Consider the following 17801-nt stretch of genomic DNA (forward strand, 5'->3'; position numbering starts at 1 on the left):
GAGCGCCTCGTACTGGTCAACCCTTGGCGGTTTGCTCGCCGAGGGAATCGAAATGGTCAACCTGAATTGCCTTGTCCACGGCCTCTGCCGTCGATTTTATTTGCGCCGACTCTTCATCATTGATGACACCCTTCGTCCGTGCTTGTTCCACAGCGTCCACGCTGAGCGAGCGGATACCGGCCTTTTTCATTTTTTCACGGATTGGGGCGGTCTCATGACTTTTCAGGAATGCCTGTTCGACCACATCAATACCATCGCCAGGATTTCCCAGGAATACCCCCTGGGTCAGGCGGTCGCGGGTATCAGACGGTTCCATAATCAGGTTGGCACAGGCTCGCGCCTGGCGGTCCGATGCGGCACGAATACTGTGCCCCCAGGGCATGGTAAGGAAGTGCATGAATTGCCCGACAAAACGTACAGGGAAGTTATGAAAGACTTCAATCAGGCTGACTTCGATATTGTGAAAGCCTGAGCGCATGGCAAATTCCAGTAATGGCCGGTCTTCTTTCGGACTACCGTCATCGTGAAAACGCTTGAGTGTGCAACTCATCAGATAGAGCTCACTCAATACATCCCCCAGTCGGGCCGATATCATTTCTTTCCGTTTAAGTTCGCCGCCAAGTGACATCAGTGAAATCTCGGTGACCAGGGTAAGGACCGCAGAATAACGATTCATTTGCCGATAATATTTGGCGGCATCGCCAACCCCCTTGGGGCTGCTTGCGAACAGGCCGCCGGTCCAGCCATGAAACATGGCACGGCCGAGGGTCTTCAATTGAAACAGGAAGTGTTTCGGCAGCAGAGCATCCAGTTCCTTCACACCCGCATCATTGTCAGGGTTGGTGGCAGCCTCCATTTCCTGCAGCAGATATGGGTGACAACGAATGGCTCCTTGGCCAAAGATCATCAGGCTGCGGGTTAAAATATTTGCGCCCTCGACGGTGATGGCGACCGGTACTGCCCGATAGACATTGCCCAGGTAATTCGACGGGCCGTCAATGATGGCCTTACCTGCATGGATGTCCATGGCATCATTTATGGCCTGTCGTAAACCGTTGGTCGCGTGGGCCTTCATGATTGCCGACACTACGGCGGGTTTACGACCCTGGTCCAGTGCGCGGGTAGTGGTTTTGTGCGCGGAATCCAGTACATAGGCGATACCGGCAATTTCCGCGAGACGACGCTGTACACCCTCGAATTTCCCGATCGATATACCAAACTGCTCGCGAATATGGGCGTAGGCACCGGTCGTACGGGCCGCCAGTTGCGCACCGCCGGTGGACAGGGACGGTAGCGAGATGCCTCGTCCGGCGGCCAACGCACTCATCAGCATGTGCCAACCGTGACCGATATTTTCTTGCCCGCCAATAATCCATTCCATCGGAATAAAGACATCTTTCCCCCAATTCGGACCATTCATAAACGCCTGCATTGCGGGTAAGTGGCGCTGACCGATGGTTACACCTTCTGTATCCGTGGGTACCAGGGCAACAGTAATACCAAGTTCTTCTTCTTCCCCCAGAATATGGTCCGGGTCATATAGCTTGAATGCGAGGCCAAGTACGGTGGCTACCGGGCCAAGGGTGATATAGCGCTTGTGCCAGTTCACGCGCATCCCCAGTGTCTTTTCACCCTTGTAGTCGCCGTAGCAGACCACACCGTGATCGACCATTGAAGCTGCATCGGAGCCAGCCTCCGGGCTTGTCAGGCCAAAACAGGGGATATCACGCCCGTCCGCCAGGCGTGGCAGGTAGTGCTGCTTCTGCGCGTCGGTGCCGTGGGCCATCAGTAACTCCCCGGGTCCAAGAGAGTTGGGCACCATCACTGTGACACCCACACTGGTACTGCGGGTAGAGATTTTCGTTACGATCTGCGCATGTGCCGTCGGGGAAAAGCCGAGACCGCCGAACTCCTCCGGAATGATGATCCCGAAGAATCGATTTTTCTTGAGAAACTCCCAGATCTCTTCGGAGATGTCGTGATCTTCATAGGAGATTTGCCAATCGTCGATCATCTTGCAGAGTTCTTCCACCGGCCCCTCAATAAAAGCCTGCTCTGCATCTGTCAGAGTCGGCGGCCCCATTTCAAGCAATTGATTCCAGTCCGGCTTACCCGAGAGCAACTGGGCATCCCACCATACCTCCCCCGCTTCCATCGCCGCACGCTCTGTGTCGGATATGGGCGGAAGAACCTTTTTGATCCACTTCAATAATGGGGCTGTGATCCACTTCTGACGCAGGGTACTCATTACTTATCCTTGTTGAAGTATTGATTGCAGTGCCAACGGAATGACAACAGACAGCAACTGATTTAACCGCTGCGGCGCATAAGTTAACCGCTGCCGCTATGTGCCGCGCTTGCTTGCAACTATAGGCAATCAATTACGGGTATGGTGAATATCAGGCAAGTGCCAGAGTGCCAATGCCGCAGAAAATAATCAATGCTGCGAAGACACGCTGTAGAGAAAAACGCTCGTTAAGCAGGAATACGGAAATGAGAGAAGCAAATAGGATACTCACCTCTCGGGTTGCGGCAACCGCCGCCACAGGCATCATTGATGTTGCCCACAACGCGATACCGAAGCCACTCGTGGCAAGAACACCGGAAAGTGAACTTCGCAGGAAGTGTGCTCGGGCAAAGGCGAGCCCTTTCAGAGGACGTGTCAGGAGGACCGCCAGAATGATTCCGCCTCCGGAGAGAATTTCTAGCCAGGCCACGTAACTGAGTGGGTTTTCGACACTGCGTACGCCCGCTGCGCCGAGAGTTGTATAGCCAGTAATGGCGATTCCGGTGCCAACGGAGTACAGGATGCCCATTCTGCTCACCCGCAGCTCCTTCATGATGAGTGCGAAGATACCGCAGGTCACCAGTAAGATGCCGGTCAGTTGCAGTGGCTGTAACGATTCATCAAGAAATAGCAACGCGGCAGTCGCCACCATAAGCGGGGTCACGCCCCGGGCAATAGGGTATGCGGTACCGTAGTCCAGTGCGCGATAGGACCGGGATAACAGGAAGAAATACAGATACTGAAAAAACGCTCCGCCGAGCAGGTAACCCAATGCGTTGTGCCCGGGAAGGGGTAGTTGTGTGGCAAGTGCAGCGCCTACCAGAAGGCCGACACTGCGGATCATCGCCAGCTGCAGGAAACCTTCTTCACTGTGTTTGACCACCGCATTCCATACGGCATGAGCAAGCGCAGACAGCAGGACCAGCGCAAATAAAGCAGATTCTGATATTTCCAAATTACATAAGCGGTTGGGGAGAAACTATCACACCGTTATTATCGGCGTACAAATACTCTCCAGGTTTAAAGGAGACGCCGCCAAAAGTCACCGCAATATCCCGTTCCCCGATACCCTTTTTATCGGTCTTCATTGGGTGGCTTCCCAGCGCCTGTACTCCTAACTCTAGACCAGAAATCGCATCCACATCGCGTATACAACCGTACATCAGAATCCCGGCCCATCGGTTCCGACACGCCTTTTCGGCCAGCATGTCACCGAGACAGGCCCTACGCATCGACCCTCCAGCATCCACCACCAGTACTTTGCCAGTACCATCTTCCGCCACCCGCTCACGCACCAGTGAGTTGTCTTCAAAGCATTTGATCGTGACAATTTCCCCGCCGAATGCTTCCCTGCCCCCATAGTTGATAAACATGGGCTCTACCACCTGAACCAGATCGGGAAATTCATCACACAGGTCTGGGGTAGATATCATTTTTTGGTTCATGGCAGGCTCCTGAGTCCAATCATCGTTCCTGAAGGTCATTCTATGTGGTGCCGATCATACATATTCGGCCAGCACCTCATCATAGCGATTCTCCCTTCCGGCTACAGCGCGGCAACAAAAATGCCGGGTATTACCTCTATGGATAATACCCGGCAAACAGGTCCCGCAGGCTTCCGGGAATTTCTATCCCATGGATACACATTTCCCGGTGCGGATTGCCAATAGGGAATGCAACTCAGTAACTGACCGTTACAGGCATACCGACACGTGAATACTGATAAAACTTACGCGCCATGTGCGGCGGCATACGCACACAACCGTGTGACGCCGGATAGCGGGGAACATGGCCGGAAGCATGCAGACCTACCCCGCCATTGAAGCGGATATAGTGGTTCATTTTCGCTCCACGATAATAGGTTCCCGCCGGGCGGCGATGCTTGCGCGTATCAACATCTGCCTTGACGACACGGCCCGTGCTCCGGTCCACATAGCTACCATAAATACTTGAGCGGTGATTGGGACGCTTGGCTAATACACGAAATTTCCCGGGACTGGTACGGAAACCCTGTTTACCGGAAGAAATCAGTGATACGCCGACCAACTTGCCGCCTTTGTAGAAGTACGCCTTCTGTTCACTGAGATTGATACGAATGGACGGTGCACCGGAAGAACTCGCCGCAGCCTGATCGTCAAACCAGTTTCCTCCGTTGTGCGCCTCGGCGAGTGTCGGCCAGAGGCTCCCTAGCAGTGTCGCGGCGAACAGCAACGCGGCAGCTACAAAGCGGCGCGAGACGCCCGCTGAAATTCGCTCGGTTGCCCCTGCTTCAACGGCCACACCCCCCCCGGAATGTTCTAGCGTGTATTGCCCGTCTTGCGCGCGGGTGAAAGGCTCTTCATTGGGAGAGAACAGGAAACGTCTAAGCATGATGGCACCTCGGTCAGTACTTCAATAGAAGGTTTTCTCGGTGAATAACAGCAATCGAAGCCTCCGCAGATCACCGCATTACTGCGCTGCTTTGTACGGAAGCTTGTTCGATTTTATTGATCGTACTTGCCGTGCTTAGATTGATTTAATAGAGCTTTTGCCGGTTTTATGGAATTTGGCAATGCACTTAGACTGCGATAAACGTCGCCACAAGCCCGTGGGGTCGGTTTCGCCGAAGTCCATTTCGTCCGATGTGGCGTCAACGTGGAAATATTTCCTAATTACAGGCACAAAAAAAGCGACCAATTCGGTCGCTTTATCGTGCTCAGGCCGCGAAAACCGGGTCTGATAAGTACTTATCTCGCCATTGCGCGCATTCTTTGCGTGCAAATAAGGTTAGTCAGGGGCATAACCCTCCTACTTCGACTCATCCGCGCTTCGCTGATTGGCGAGATACAGCCAGGTATCCACTGCGGTATCCGGATTCAAGGAAACACTGTCAATTCCTTCGTCCATCAGCCACTGAGCGAAATCTTTGTGGTCCGAGGGACCCTGCCCGCATATCCCCACATACTTTCCAGCTTTTTTACAGGCCTGAATCGCACGAGACAGGAGCATTCTCACCGCCGGGTCACGCTCATCGAACAGTTCTGCCACCAGTCCGGAATCCCGATCCAGCCCCAGAGTAAGCTGAGTCAGATCGTTGGAGCCGATGGAGAATCCATCAAAATACTGCAGGAAATCTTCTGCCAGCAGGGCATTGGACGGGAGCTCACACATCATGATGATCTTGAGGCCATTCTCTCCGCGCTTCAGCCCATTTTCTTCCAATAACGCCACAACCTGGCGGGCTTCATCTGGCGTGCGCACGAAAGGCACCATGATCTCCACATTGGTGAGTCCCATTTCGTCTCGAACTTTTTTCAGCGCCTTGCATTCCAGGGCAAAGCAGTGACGGAAGTCTTTGGAGCGATAGCGCGCAGCACCGCGAAAACCGAGCATCGGGTTTTCCTCGCTAGGCTCGTACATCTGGCCGCCCAACAGGTGAGCGTACTCATTGGACTTGAAGTCCGACAGCCGCACAATAGTGCGATTCGGCGCAAACGCGGCGGCCAAGGTGGAAATACCCTCGACCAGCTTTTCGACAATAAAATCTTCCGGCGAGACGTAACCGCCAATGCGGTTGCGGATATTCTGTTGCAGGTCCTGTGGCAGGCGGTCCAGCTCCAGCAGTGCCTTCGGGTGAATTCCGATCATACGGTTAAGAATGAATTCCAGACGCGCCAGTCCGACACCCTGATTCGGCAAATTGCTGAAAGCAAAGGCACGGTCCGGATTCCCCACGTTCAGCATAATCTTGAAAGGCAGATCGGGCATATCGGTCACTTCGGTGAGGGAACGCTCGAAATCCAGCTGACCGGACATTACGAAGCCGGTATCACCTTCTGCACAAGTTACGGTGACCGGGGTCCCGGTCGACAGTTTCTCGGTGGCGTCACCACAGCCAACGACCGCGGGAATGCCGAGTTCCCGGGCGATAATCGCCGCGTGACAGGTGCGGCCGCCGCGGTTGGTAACGATCGCACTGGCCTTTTTCAGTACTGGCTCCCAATCCGGGTCAGTCATATCGGTTACCAGGACGTCGCCGTCCTGCATCTTGGCCATGTCCTCTACCGAGTCGAGTACGCGCACAGGGCCGGCTCCGATACGCTGGCCAATGGCACGGCCCTCGCAAAGGATGTCGCCACGCTCCTGCAGCTTATAGCGCTCGATACTGGTACCGGTATCTCGCGAGCGTACGGTTTCCGGGCGTGCCTGCACGATAAACAGCTTGCCGGAATCGCCATCTTTCGCCCATTCGATATCCATCGGGCGCTGGTAGTGCGCCTCGATCTTGCGCGCCTGATTGGCTAGCTCGGTGAGCTCCTCATCGGTCAGGGCAAAACGCAGGCGATCCACTTCCGGTACCTGTACGGTTTTGACCGAGCGGCCGCATTCGCCACTCGCGTCGTATATCATTTTGATGGCTTTACTGCCGCGATTACGGCGCAGTATTGCAGGGCGTTTGGCCTCGAGCGCAGGCTTGTACAGATAAAACTCGTCAGGGTTCACCGCACCCTGCACTACGGTCTCTCCGAGACCGTACGCGGCGGTTACAAAAATCACGTCGCGGAAGCCGCTCTCGGTATCCAGTGTAAACATGACCCCAGAGGCGCCTGTTTCACTGCGAACCATATGTTGGATGCCAGCCGACAGGTAAACACCTACATCCGCGTATCCCGTGTGTACGCGATAGGCAATAGCGCGATCGTTGTACAGGGATGCAAAAACTTCCCGAACGGCCTGGAGAACCGCGTCGATCCCGCGAATATTCAGGAAAGTTTCCTGCTGTCCAGCAAAGGAAGCATCCGGCAGATCTTCCGCGGTGGCGGAAGAGCGTACGGCAACGGCGGTCTCACCGCCCCCCAGGGCCTCATACCCTGCGCGTATCTCTTTCTCCAGCCCCGCCGGAAATGGCGTGTCCAGCAGCCACTGACGAATTTCTTCACCGGCGGCAGCCAGTGCGGTTACATCGTCGACATCCAGTTCCTGCAAGCGCTCGGCGATGCGGGTATCCAGTCCTGCAGAGGACAGGAATTCACGAAAAGCTTCGGCAGTAGTGGCAAACCCGCCCGGTACGCTGACGCCGGCACCTGACAGGGAGGAAATCATCTCACCCAGGGATGCGTTCTTACCGCCGACCTTGTCGACGTCCGCCATGCCCAGCTTCGCGAACTCGATAGTGTAAGTGGTCAATGGATTGCCCTCTGCAACTTCTGTATTGGCGGCAGATTATAAGGAAGGGTTTTGTAAATAATACCCCGCAAACGTCGGTGAAATGGTCGCTTTTCTGTTGTAATTTTTCTACAAACGCACTTTCTGGATGACCGCCCCCAGACGATTCGCGAACATTGAGTCTTTGGTAACTTCAACCGCTTTGTCTTGGATTCGTAAATCACCCTACGAGTTTTTTGGTATTGTTGAACTTGGCGATTTCACGATTACTCTCTATACAACCATCAAGCGACCTGCCCATGAATCAACCTACCCGTTTCGGTACCTGCTCCACATTTGATACCCACCCGCCAAAGCGCACTGCCTTTTTTATTTCCGATGGGACGGGCCTCACGGTAGAGGGAATCGGGCACAGCCTATTGGCGCAATTTCCCGACCACCAGGTGGAACAGGTGACTGTCCCCTACGTAGATTCTGAAGCCCGGGTCAAACAGGTACTGCAAAGAATCGAACAGGCCGCCGAAGAGTCCGGGCTACAACCCATTATCATCACCAGTATTGTTTCGGATCATATCCGCGGGCAACTGCACCAGAGCTCGGCGCTGATGCTGGATGTTTTTGAAAGCTATCTCGCACCTCTGGCGAATCTGTTTGGGTCCGCGCCCAATCGATCCGTGGGGGTTTCACACGGTATAGCAGACAACAGCCGCTATACGGCCCGTATCGATGCCGTGCACTATGCCATGGACAATGACGATGGCCGTCGCACCCGCGAATTCGAAAGTGCCGATATTATTCTTGTCGGGGTATCACGCTCGGGTAAAACACCAACTTGTCTCTATCTGGCCCTGCAATTCGGCCTGCGCGCAGCCAACTACCCCATCACAGAAGAAGACATGGACAGTACATCCCTACCAAAAATCCTGCGCCCCTTTCAGCACAAATTGTTCGGCCTCACAATTGACCCCCGGCGCCTGATGAGCATTCGTCAGGAGCGACGTGCGAATAGCCGCTATGCCTCACCGGAACAGTGTGAGTTTGAGGTGCGTCAGGTTGAACAGATGCTGCGCCGAGCACAGATCCCTTTCTTGGACGCCACCGAGCTCTCCGTCGAGGAGCTCGCCACACGCCTGATGTCTCAGGCAGGAATTGAGCGCAGAATCAGCTAACTTTTGTCAATGGCGACAAAAAATACTCCGATTGCGCACCCGCTTGACCGCTGCCATTCCCGTTCGTTGGGCTAAACAGGCAAATTGGAGTAAAGTAGCGCCACCCAAGGGGCCGCCCCGGACAGATCCTTGCGTCCGGGGTGTTCATTCCGCGTGAAGTTTGGTTGACGTTTTGCAGATCATTTCCCTGCCCTATTCCCGCAATATCGGCGCGGCACTAGCCGTGCTGGCCGACCTCCCATACCCGGTCTGGCTGGATTCCGGCCTCGCGACCGCGCGCGGGGGGCGTTTCGACATCATAAGCGCAGATCCAATCGCTACCCTGACACTTTCCTCCAGTGATTCAGCACCATTCGCGGATCTTGATGACCTTGTGTGCGAGCTGGCGCCACAGGAGGCTGACCAGCAGATACCCTTCTGCGGTGGTGCTATCGGCTACGCCGGATACGAGCTAGGAGCCAGGGGGAACTTCCTGTCCGCAGATGAGCGTCCCTCACCGCTACCCGCCGGCTTCTTCGGCCTGTACAGCTGGGCAGTGATCGCCGACCATCAACTGGGCAGTGCGCATCTGGTGTTCCACCCGGCCTGTACCGATAGCCAGAAACGGGATCTGCGCCAACGCTTTGAAACAGTCGCTTGGGATGCACCGGCAGCACACAACGACTCGTTTCATCTGACAAGCCGGTTTCAGCATGAGTTCACCGCAAAGGAATATGCCAGACGCATTGCCCGTATTCTGGAATACATACAGGCCGGCGACATTTACCAGGCCAACTTTACCCAGCGGTTTCTCGCAGAATTCGAAGGGAACCCACTAACCGCATATATGGCATTACGGGAAGTCGCTGCTGGGCCGTTTTCCGCATTTCTGACGGTCCCCGGAGGGGCGATCCTCAGCCTATCACCGGAGCGATTTATCCTGCAGGATGGACGCTTCCTACAAACCGAACCGATCAAGGGCACCCTTCCTCGGGCCATTGATGCGGTAGAAGACGCGGCATTCGCTAGACGCTTGCAGGAAAGTGTAAAGGATCGGGCGGAAAACCTGATGATCGTGGACTTACTGCGCAATGATTTCGGGAAAGTCTGCCAGCGTGGCAGCGTGCGTGTCCCTAACCTGTTTGAACTACAGAGTTTTGCGAATGTGCATCACCTGGTAAGCACCATTACCGGTCAGGTTCCCGACACACTGGAGTTCGCAGACGTAATCCACGCATGCTTTCCCGGTGGTTCAATTACCGGTGCCCCCAAGCGCCGCGCCATGGAAATCATTCGTGAACTTGAATTGAGCCCGCGCGGGGTGTATTGCGGGAGTATCGGTTATCTGAGCAGCTGCGGCCGAGCCGATACCAATATTGCCATTCGCACCCTCACCGCCAGCAATGGTGAAATAAGCTGCGCGGCAGGCGGTGGCATTGTGGCGGACTCCATTCCCGAAGCGGAACACCAGGAGTGCCTGGATAAGGTGCGCATCCTGCTTGAAACACTCGAATCGCGATTTCATTGACTTTCTTGCTTAAGGTGAAATCGCAGTTATATCGCTATCGCCCTTCGGTATTTCCCTGATACCTGTTTCCTTGCTAGATTCCGCGCCATTCACTGGTAATACCATAAAAGCGACTCGGTCCGGCCCAAGACTGCCAGTCCGGATCCGGCTTACAGTATAAGGTTATGTGCAATGCGAATTACCCTGGTAAAGAAAATCCTCGCTGACGGCTCCCCTTGTGGTAAATGCCGAGACGTGGAGGAAAAGCTGAAGGAAAACGATCAGGAAAAATATCTGGATGAGACGTTGATTGCCGACGAGCGCGACCCGGAGAGTCCAGGTATGCAGCTGGCACAACGCCTGAACGTCCAGCGCGCGCCATTTTTTGTCGTAGAGGAAGAAGGCAGAGAACCGGAGGTTTATACCGTGTATTTCAAATTTGCCAAGGAAGTACTCAAGAACCTGTAATGTATTCAGCGCGATAACGCGCAAAGCCGGGGCGGAAATGATGGGTGCCGGTTTGCCCGAGGTTGATTCGGACTGCGCCCGCACCCTGCAAGGCAACTGCGATCTCCCAAATACCGTTTTGGCACCGCCATAAATGGCGGTGCGGAGCGCAAGGTGCGGTGAAATGGATTTACGGCGATTGAAGCGTTAGAGAACCGACTCGGAGCCGGCAGATTTCAATCAATAGACCGGTAGATCTATATGGGAAAAGAGCTCATCCACTTCCGCACGGGAGGACGCCTGGGCCGCCTGATCGATCAACTCACGGGTAAGGTGCGGCGCGAACTGCTGAATAAATTCGTACATAAAGCCACGTAGAAAAATCCCCTTCCGGAAACCGATTTTCGTTACGCTGGACTCGAACAGTTCGCTTGCGTCCAGCGCCACCAGATCACTATCCTCATCTTCCACTGCCGCCATATCGGCGACAATGCCGATACCCAACCCAAGGCGCACATAAGTCTTGATCACATCGGCATCCGCCGCGGTGAACACCACTTTGGGCGACAGCCCTTTTTCGAGGAAGGCCTCATCGAGTTTCGAGCGTCCGGTGAACCCAAACACATAAGTGACAATCGGATACCTGGCGACGTCTTCCAGAGTCAGCTTGGACAATTGTGCGAGCTCGTGGCCCTTGGGGACCAGAATACAGCGGTTCCAGCGGTATACCGGCATCATCACGAGATCGCTGAACAATTCCAGCGCCTCGGTGGCAATGGCGAAATCCGCGGTGCCATCTGCGGCCATTTCTGAGATTTGCATCGGAGTGCCCTGATGCATATGCAGGGACACTTCCGGATAGCGGGCAATAAAAGCCTTGATTACCGTGGGCAGCGCGTAGCGCGCCTGGGTGTGGGTGGTAGCGATGGCGAGACTGCCACGCTTGTCGTTGCTGAACTCCTGCGCTACCTGTTTGATATTCTCAACCTTGCGCATTATTTCGCCAGCGGTCTTGAGGATCGCCTCACCGGCCGGCGTTACGCGGGTCAGATGCTTGCCACTGCGGGCGAAAATCTCGACACCCAGCTCATCTTCCAGCAATCGAATCTGCTTGCTGATTCCAGGCTGAGAAGTAAACAGACTCTGTGCGGTGGCCGACACATTGAGGTCGTGATGAGCAACTTCCCAGATATATCGCAACTGCTGCAGCTTCATAGCCTCTCCCTGTCCATTGCTGGCAATTTGTGCAAAACAATCGGCCCGATCAATTTTGCGCCAGCGATTGGTTATAAAAACTCTGCGACTTTATGCGGGAAAAGCATAGCAGCGAAAGTTACAGCGGGCCAACAGAACGTGATATGCACATCAGAAATGCGAGCAAATAGTTACGAAAAGTGACCCGCAGTGGTGAGATATGTGCCGCTTATGGAAATTTGGCGGGAATATATTCTAGTCAAAGGCGGTTAGTTGCCCTGATTGGCTATGCCGTGGGGCACGTGCCCGGTAGCGACATGGGCGGCGGCGGATGCACAGTGGGTCGGCTGATCATCAAAAAACACGTCTGCCCCGAATGCACGGAGGAACTCACCTTTGGGTAGTCCGCCGAGAAACATGGATTCATCGATGCGGATATTCCATGCACGCAGGGTGCGAATCACCCGCTCGTGCGCGGGCGCGGAACGCGCGGTGACCAGAGCGGTACGGATGGGACAGTTCTCCGGTGAGAACTCCCCCTGAAGATGTTGCAGCGCCTCGAGAAACCCTTTGAACGGGCCTCCCTGCAGCGGCTTTTTCGCAGATGCGCGCTCGGCGTTGGCAAAAGCGGCCAAGCCATCGCGCTTGAAAATCTGCTCCGCCTCGTCGGAAAACAGGACGGCATCACCATCAAATGCAAAACGCAGTACTTCATCGCCCCGCTGTCGGGCACCACCCGGGATCAGTGTCGCCGCGGCAATCCCCTGCTCCAGCGCCCGCCGCACATCCTCACCGTCGGTGGAGAGGAACAGATGACACCCAAAGGGAGCAATATACCGATAGGGGCTGCCACCATTACAAAAGGCCGCGCGACTGATGCTCAGGCCGTAATGTTCGATAGAGTTGAAGACCCGAAGGCCGGTATCAGCGCTGTTGCGTGATAATAGAATCACCTCGACGCGGGGTTCACCGGAAAGCCGTTCATTGATCTGCAAAAACTTTTCCACCAGGGAAAAGGCTTCGCCCTTGGGCAGAATGTCATTTTCACGCTCAATCTGATACGCAGAAAACGCATCGACGCCCTGCTCTTCAAATATCTGGTGACTTTCCCGCAGGTCAAATAACGCCCGCGAGGAAATGGCAATGATCAGCTTGTTGGGTTTCGTACTATTCACAAAGCCACCTCAAGGTGCTTCTACATCGTCCAGACCAGAGGGGAATTCATCATTGCGATGCGGCTCAAGCAGCACCATCAGCATATTGAGCAGATCTTCCCGCGTCCGTTCAGAGCGCACACCAACCTGATTGACCACCACCAGTAACATGGCGTGGCAGGTCTCCAGGGTGGCGCGCGCCAGGCGATTGGTTTCATTGGCAGGGCAGGTAAAGCCCAGGCGGCGGAACATATCCATCAGATGGTTGATGACAAGCTCATCGTGGCGCTCGTCCAACTCGTGCAGTTCCGGTACCCCCCACATCGCCTGAACGAGAGGAAGCAGGCCCCGCTGCTCGCGGTAGACAGATACCCAGCGTGTAAGCAGGTCATCGAGAAATTCCCGCAGGCTGAGCTGCTCCAGATCACTGGCCGCAAGCTCGTTCAGGCGCTCGGTAAGGCTCGCCAGCCACTGCTCGCCCATGGCATACAGAATGGCATGTTTGTTGGGGAAATAGTGATAGACCGACCCAACCGAGACACCGAGCTCTTTGGCGATCAGGATGGTAGTGAGATCATTCAGACCCACCCGCTCTAGAAGCTGGCCAGTGGTATCCAGGATCTGACGGGCACGCTCGCGGGCCCGCGCCTGTACCGGCTCTCTTCGTGGCGACAACTGGTTTCTGCGGCGATTCTGTTCTGCGCTCGACACTTCCGAATTCCCTACTTGTGACAGTCCTTTTTAACACAATTGGGGTAGTGGCTCACTAAAAAAGGCCGGCATCGCTGCCGACCTTTCGCCCATCCTGTGAGATGAGTTTTGGTATCAGAACCGGTAATCAACACTGACGCCAGCCACTCGACCGCGAGAGGGGTCGGTCTGGGTGGCGGGCAGGTTGTAATCTGCCGCCGCATAGCCCCAGTGGTAGTACTCCTCCCCGGTCAGGTTTTCCACGTAGATACCGGCAGTGAGATTCTCGCTCGGCGCGGTAATGGAAGCGCGAAGATTAACCACGCCACGGCTGTCGAGTTTTACTTCCTCGGTATTTGCCAGGTCGGCAAACTGTTCGCCAGTGAAGTTGTATTCACCGGTCAGCGCCAGGGAACCAAAGCCCAGATCCGTGGTATAGGTCAGTGCGGTAGCCGAGGAAAATTCAGGCGCAAAGGCCATCTGATTACCATCACAATCTTCGCACAGCTCTTCTGGTGCGCCAGTGAAATCGGTGTTCATCCAGGCAACACCCATATAGAGATCGAGGTTATCGGTAATCAGCCAGCGCGCGTCGACTTCCAGCCCTTGCCCCTCACTCTCACCGACGTTGCGGGTCACAGCAGCCGCGCCGATAAAGAAGGCCTGCTGCAGGTCTTCGTAGGTGTACTGAAATGCAGCCGCATTCAGGTGCAGGCGATTGTCCAGCAAGCGCGCCTTCACGCCCAACTCATAGGAAAGTACCTGCTCTTCATCGAAACTGTTGGGCTCTGCATTGCTGCTATCGACAGTCCACTCATATTCCTCCAGCCAGGCGTCTTCGTCTTGTGCAAACGCCGGGTCTGTGACCCGATAGGTCAGGTAGTCAAAGCCACCGGATTTATAACCGGTAGCAACGCTCGCATAAGCGGTGATGTTATCCGAGAAGTCGTGGTTCAGGGTGGCACGGCCGGATACGTTGCTCCAGGTATCGTCGCCAGTGATTGGTCCGTCGGTGAACATGGCCTGATAGTTCCAGCCGCCGGTCCAGGTGTCTGGCCACGGAGAATCCACGGTATATATTTTGCGGTCCTGGGTGTATCGAACGCCCAACCCAAGGCTCGTGACATCGCTCAGATCAAAGGTGGTGTTCGCGAGCACCCCCCACCCGCTGTACTCGCCGCGGGTATAGGACTCCTCGATGGACATGCCATCGCCCACGGAGACACCACCGGGAATGACCATGCCCGCTGTCGGTGCGTATTCCCAGGGGTCACCACCGGTCCAGAATGCATCATCCATTTCTTCTGGGTAAGCCAGCGCCAGCTCCGCACAGGTCATGGAGGAGTCTACATCCAGCTCGTAATCCACTTCCATGGCACCAGCGCAGATAAAGTCCTCTGCATCGACGCCGGCGAAGTAGGCATCCAGGTCTTCCTGGTAATAGCTCGCACCCAAGACCCAATTAAACGGACCGTTGTTATCCGAGGTCAGACGAAATTCCTGACTGAAAAAATCTCCAGTCTGATCGCGCACGAAGGTGTCGATGGTATCCGCAGTACCGTCAAAGTCTTCGATATAAGTGTAATTATGTGTTTTGTAGCCAGTGATGGAGGTAAACGTGAGAGCGTCCATCTGGTGCTCAATGGTGAGGATTGCATCACCGATTTCCGATTGGTCTACGCCTTGCTGGTCGTTGTAGACTTCATCGAAGTCGCTGTCGGTACCCAGTGCCCGGTAGATAGTGCCGTCACTGATTCGATCTTCATACTGACCAAGAAAGGTTACGGTGGTGTTCTCGATTCCGTCGTACACCGCAGTAAAGCGCATGGCATCCACTTCACTGGCGCCTAGCTTGCGGCCACCGGACAGGTTTTTCACATGCCCTTCTTCTTCCTGATGAACTCCGGCAATACGCACAGCAAAATCTTCGCTGACCGGCATGTCCAGGGCGCCTTCGAAGTCCAGGCGGCCATATTGACCGGCGCTGACTGACACCTCCCCTGCAAAGGCCTCTCCGGGCTTTTGCGTCGTCATGGAAATAGCGCCAGAAGCCGTATTCCGACCAAACAGCGTACCCTGTGGCCCCTTCACCACCTCGACCCGTTCGAGATCGTACATGGTGGGCGCCGCACCGGAGCGACTTTGGTAAACGCCTTCCAGAAATATCCCCAGGGCCGGATCACTACCCGAGCCAAAGCCGTTATTGTTCACACCGCGAACGGAAACAGAGTCGAAAAAGCCATCCGTAGTTTCACCAGAGATTCCCGGTGTTATGGCAAATAGATCTTTAAAGTCACTGAGGTTCGCACTCTTGATGGTATCGCCGGTAAAAGCGCTGACCGACATTGGGACGTCTTTCAGCGATTCGGCGCGCATTTGCGCGGTGACGGTTACTTCTTCGATCTCGGCTGCCGTGGCGCCACTGCTAACAGTGAAAATCATTGCGCCGATAGTGGTAGCCAGCAGGTTTTTTTTGGCCATGAACGACCGGTCTGATAGCGTCATCGTAACTCCCCGTGGGTTATTTTTATCGGGTTTGTGTCCAGTGATACCGCTTAGGACGGCCCCAGTAATCAAACTGCTCGGTCTGTTATTCCACAAACCGAACAATTATTCAACTTTATTTTTTGACCCCGAAAACCACTGGAAACACGGTGCCGCAACACCGGGACACCGGCGCTGTCGATGAAGCCGCGAACTGTAGACTTCCAGGATCCCTATCGCCCCAACTTGTCCAATAAGCTGTAATAGAGCATTCCTGCTACCAGTCCTGGCCAACGCAGCAGTGTCCCCCCCGGGAAACTTGGCGTTGGAATGCGCGACAATATATCAAACCTCTCTTCGGTACCGGCAATCACTTCCGCAAGAATTTTTCCGGCAAACGTCGCTGTCGGCACACCGTGCCCAGAGTACCCCTGGCTGTAGTAGACGTTCGGTTCCAGCCTGCCAATACTCGGCATTCGATTCATAGTGATCGCCAGAGTACCGCCCCAACCGTAGTCAATCTGCGTACCGGCCAACTGTGGGTAGACCTCCAGCATGTACTTCCGTACAAACCCGCGAATATCTCGAGGAAAGCGCGATGAATAATTTTCGCCGCCGCCGAAAATCAGACGGTTGTCTCCGGACAATTTCCAATAATTGATCACGAACAGCGTGTCTTGCAGCGCGTAGTCGTTCGCTATCAATTCTCGTGCCAGCTTCTCCTCCAGAGGCTCTGTGGCCAGCACAAAGTTGTTGATGGGCATAATACGCCCGGCCATACGCGGCTCCAGTTTGCCCAGGTACCCATTACAGGCAAGGACGATATTCGCCGCACTCACCCGCCCATGCTCTGTGGACACTACGCAGGGGCTGCCGCTGACGTACCCTGTGACCCGACTGTGTTCAAAAAACAGGACACCTGCGGCCCGCGCGGCATCGGCAAGGCCGAGCGCATAATTAAGTGGATGCAGGTGCAACGAACCGGAATCTATCTGGCCGCCGAAAAAGCGATCCGAACCGACGAGATCAGCCACTTCGTCCCGGTTGGCGTATCGCATGTCCTCATAGCCATAACGCTGGTTGAGCAATTCGACCTCTTGGCGGAGCTCGGCCTCGTGACTCTTTTTGGCCGCCAAATGCATAATGCCGCGCTTCAGGTCGCACTGGATACCGTGCCGGTTTATCAGGTGCTCCACGAGTTGCACCGCTTCCAGGCCCATATCCCACAGTGCTCTGGCGGTATCCCTGCCCAGCATTTTTTCGAGCTCTTCCTGACCTTTGCGCTGACCAACACCCACGTGGCCGCCGTTGCGCCCGGAAGCCCCCCAGCCCACGCGCTCCGCTTCGAGGACAACCACCTTGTATCCGCGCTCGGCAAGGTGGAGCGCGGACGAAAGGCCGGTATACCCCGCACCAATAATGCACACATCCGCTGTCACCTCGCCCTCCAGGCACGGGTATTCCGGAGTGGGGTTTGCACTGGCCGCATAATAGGAATCGGTATGGCCGTGCAATCTGGTAATGCTTCCGCTAGCGGACATCGAGTATCTCCAAAATCATCCTCGCTAAAACCGAATCATTATTCGGTATTTGTTGAATAATAATTCGGTTTCTTGCCATAATCAAAGTCCGGATGAAAAATTTGCGGTACGCCGGAAATCATCCTTCGCCACCCACAGAGGTTTAAGCTACTGTTTGGCGAAGTTGGCACGATAATCAAATACAAGCCTTCCAATCACAAGGTG

13 protein-coding genes are annotated in these 17801 nt (G+C 55.0%); 3 read left to right on the top strand and 10 right to left on the bottom strand.

Annotation, left to right across the window (positions count from 1 at the left end; all coding sequences use genetic code 11):
• Nucleotides 1-16: 16 nt before the first annotated feature.
• The 5 genes from AAFH99_RS11135 to ppsA form a co-directional block, all read right to left on the bottom strand.
• Entirely contained in the window at nucleotides 17-2248 is a 2232-nt protein-coding gene (locus tag AAFH99_RS11135) for an acyl-CoA dehydrogenase (protein WP_406827768.1), read from the bottom strand.
• 151 nt (nucleotides 2249-2399) lie between these two features.
• Nucleotides 2400-3242, bottom strand: a complete 843-nt coding sequence (locus AAFH99_RS11140; protein ID WP_043316210.1) for a DMT family transporter — start codon at nucleotides 3240-3242, stop codon at nucleotides 2400-2402.
• Nucleotide 3243: 1 nt separating this feature from the next.
• Nucleotides 3244-3732: a ribonuclease E activity regulator RraA gene (gene rraA / locus AAFH99_RS11145; RefSeq protein WP_406827769.1), complete on the bottom strand. Its 489-nt coding sequence runs from the start codon at nucleotides 3730-3732 to the stop codon at nucleotides 3244-3246.
• Nucleotides 3733-3967: 235 nt separating this feature from the next.
• On the bottom strand, nucleotides 3968-4657 hold the full coding sequence (locus AAFH99_RS11150) for a L,D-transpeptidase (RefSeq protein ID WP_081847891.1): 690 nt from the start codon (nucleotides 4655-4657) through the stop codon (nucleotides 3968-3970).
• A 417-nt stretch (nucleotides 4658-5074) separates the two neighbouring features.
• Nucleotides 5075-7453 carry a phosphoenolpyruvate synthase gene (ppsA, locus tag AAFH99_RS11155; protein WP_406827770.1) on the bottom strand — a complete coding sequence of 793 codons (2379 nt, stop codon included), beginning with the start codon at nucleotides 7451-7453 and terminating at the stop codon, nucleotides 5075-5077.
• A gap of 278 nt (nucleotides 7454-7731) precedes the next feature.
• Here ppsA and AAFH99_RS11160 point away from each other — a divergent pair, with 278 nt between their 5' ends.
• The 3 genes from AAFH99_RS11160 (at nucleotide 7732) to AAFH99_RS11170 (ending at nucleotide 10555) form a co-directional block, all read left to right on the top strand.
• Complete coding sequence (locus AAFH99_RS11160; protein ID WP_051686888.1) at nucleotides 7732-8601, top strand: pyruvate, water dikinase regulatory protein; 870 nt, start codon at nucleotides 7732-7734, stop codon at nucleotides 8599-8601.
• A gap of 172 nt (nucleotides 8602-8773) precedes the next feature.
• Nucleotides 8774-10108, top strand: coding sequence for an aminodeoxychorismate synthase component I (gene pabB, locus AAFH99_RS11165; protein ID WP_051686887.1), 1335 nt, complete (start codon nucleotides 8774-8776; stop codon nucleotides 10106-10108).
• 171 nt (nucleotides 10109-10279) lie between these two features.
• Nucleotides 10280-10555: a hypothetical protein gene (locus tag AAFH99_RS11170; RefSeq protein ID WP_043316204.1), complete on the top strand. Its 276-nt coding sequence runs from the start codon at nucleotides 10280-10282 to the stop codon at nucleotides 10553-10555.
• A 219-nt stretch (nucleotides 10556-10774) separates the two neighbouring features.
• Here the strand turns inward: AAFH99_RS11170 and cysB are convergent, their stop codons facing one another.
• From cysB to AAFH99_RS11195, 5 genes are all read right to left on the bottom strand, one after another.
• Nucleotides 10775-11749 (bottom strand): HTH-type transcriptional regulator CysB, encoded by a 975-nt coding sequence (gene cysB / locus AAFH99_RS11175; protein ID WP_043316202.1) that lies wholly within the window; start codon nucleotides 11747-11749, stop codon nucleotides 10775-10777.
• Nucleotides 11750-11997: 248 nt separating this feature from the next.
• Nucleotides 11998-12903: a 5'-nucleotidase gene (locus AAFH99_RS11180; protein WP_043316199.1), complete on the bottom strand. Its 906-nt coding sequence runs from the start codon at nucleotides 12901-12903 to the stop codon at nucleotides 11998-12000.
• Nucleotides 12904-12912: 9 nt separating this feature from the next.
• A complete protein-coding gene (locus tag AAFH99_RS11185; protein WP_231491478.1) occupies nucleotides 12913-13593 on the bottom strand; it encodes a TetR/AcrR family transcriptional regulator in 681 nt (226 codons plus the stop codon).
• A gap of 114 nt (nucleotides 13594-13707) precedes the next feature.
• On the bottom strand, nucleotides 13708-16077 hold the full coding sequence (locus AAFH99_RS11190; protein ID WP_406827771.1) for a TonB-dependent receptor: 2370 nt from the start codon (nucleotides 16075-16077) through the stop codon (nucleotides 13708-13710).
• Nucleotides 16078-16289: 212 nt separating this feature from the next.
• Nucleotides 16290-17597: an FAD-binding oxidoreductase gene (locus tag AAFH99_RS11195; protein ID WP_043316192.1), complete on the bottom strand. Its 1308-nt coding sequence runs from the start codon at nucleotides 17595-17597 to the stop codon at nucleotides 16290-16292.
• Nucleotides 17598-17801 lie beyond the last annotated feature (204 nt).

Origin of the sequence: Microbulbifer sp. ARAS458-1, assembly GCF_045348205.1 — a bacterium.
Lineage (GTDB): Bacteria > Pseudomonadota > Gammaproteobacteria > Pseudomonadales > Cellvibrionaceae > Microbulbifer.

Coding starts and splice junctions, on each gene's coding strand:
- AAFH99_RS11135 (WP_406827768.1), bottom strand. CDS start 2,248: ATGAGTACCCTGCGTCAGAAGTGGATCACAGCCCCATTATTGAAGTGG.
- rraA (WP_406827769.1), bottom strand. CDS start 3,732: ATGAACCAAAAAATGATATCTACCCCAGACCTGTGTGATGAATTTCCC.
- AAFH99_RS11150 (WP_081847891.1), bottom strand. CDS start 4,657: ATGCTTAGACGTTTCCTGTTCTCTCCCAATGAAGAGCCTTTCACCCGC.
- AAFH99_RS11160 (WP_051686888.1), top strand. CDS start 7,732: ATGAATCAACCTACCCGTTTCGGTACCTGCTCCACATTTGATACCCAC.
- AAFH99_RS11170 (WP_043316204.1), top strand. CDS start 10,280: ATGCGAATTACCCTGGTAAAGAAAATCCTCGCTGACGGCTCCCCTTGT.
- cysB (WP_043316202.1), bottom strand. CDS start 11,749: ATGAAGCTGCAGCAGTTGCGATATATCTGGGAAGTTGCTCATCACGAC.
- AAFH99_RS11190 (WP_406827771.1), bottom strand. CDS start 16,077: ATGACGCTATCAGACCGGTCGTTCATGGCCAAAAAAAACCTGCTGGCT.
- AAFH99_RS11195 (WP_043316192.1), bottom strand. CDS start 17,597: ATGTCCGCTAGCGGAAGCATTACCAGATTGCACGGCCATACCGATTCC.